The 940-nt window shown below is 38.9% G+C and carries 2 protein-coding genes and 1 pseudogene; all 3 read right to left on the bottom strand.

Features of this window, described 5'->3' with window-relative positions; genetic code table 11:
• Positions 1 to 354, bottom strand: a pseudogene (locus C9E89_RS22835) (DUF6651 domain-containing protein); the annotation flags it as partial.
• Between the two features lie 106 nt (positions 355 to 460).
• Complete coding sequence (locus C9E89_RS22840) at positions 461 to 670, bottom strand: crAss001_48 related protein (RefSeq protein ID WP_107010328.1); 210 nt, start codon at positions 668 to 670, stop codon at positions 461 to 463.
• Positions 671 to 723: 53 nt separating this feature from the next.
• On the bottom strand, positions 724 to 940 hold a 217-nt coding region (locus tag C9E89_RS22845; RefSeq protein ID WP_407641442.1), incomplete at its 5' end, for a hypothetical protein.

Genomic DNA, 940 nt, shown 5'->3' on the forward strand with positions numbered 1-940 from the left:
TTCCTGCACGATTGGGGCGTACTTTTCTTCTACGGCTTTTACTGCCTGTGCAACAGCTGTGTCACGCTCACCCGCATCTACAAGCTTTCTTTCATCTAGATTTTTAATGGTTTCCAATGCTTTTTTGGCATCCGCAGGATTATCAATACCATCAAATGCAGTTAAAGCAGTTTCAGCTTTTTCTTTAGCTTCACGAGTTGTTTTTAAATCGCCTGTTAAGCGGTTAATCGTCGCAGTCGTTTGTGCTGCATCGTGTGCAACTTCCTTACCATCATCGTGAATATACAAAGGCAAACCTTGTTCACTCACTTCTGCATATGTTTTGCCATCAATCTGAGTTGTTTTAAGTTTCATAAGTCATCCGACCCTAATTTGATTTGAGCATCCGCTCGTTACGCCTTATTCATCCGAAATTTAGGCAATAAAAAAGCACCAGAAGGTGCTGTGATTGTGGTTTCAGTTAAAAGAATGCCTTGGTTCGTTGCGATAAAATATTGCTATATATCGACATGGAATTTAGCTGTAAATTCAATAAAAACCATTGCTCATCATTAATAGATGATGGTTGAGGTTTGGATAAAAAGTCAGCCAACTTTGAAATTTTTTCACACAGTTCGGAATGCTCATCTAAAACACGCTGCTCATGCGGTTGTAATTTCTTTCTACCCATTTTCTTTACTCACAAAAAAAGAGCCTATTGGCTCCGTTGTTAAATTAATAAATTTATTTAGATCGAGGTTCATCTTCAAAACGAACTCCGTGTGCTCCCCATGCATCAAATGTGACTGTGATCTTAGCTCGATCATCACCACTACTTTCGATCTTTAAATCAATCTGACCGCTTAGTGACTGCCCTGTTTCCTCATCACATAAAACTAGCTGGTATTTAAACTTCGGATGACGCTTAATAACCAAATTACGTGTTATAACCTCTGTCACC

Origin of the sequence: Acinetobacter sichuanensis, from assembly GCF_003024515.2 — a bacterium.
Taxonomy (GTDB): Bacteria; Pseudomonadota; Gammaproteobacteria; order Pseudomonadales; family Moraxellaceae; genus Acinetobacter; species Acinetobacter sichuanensis.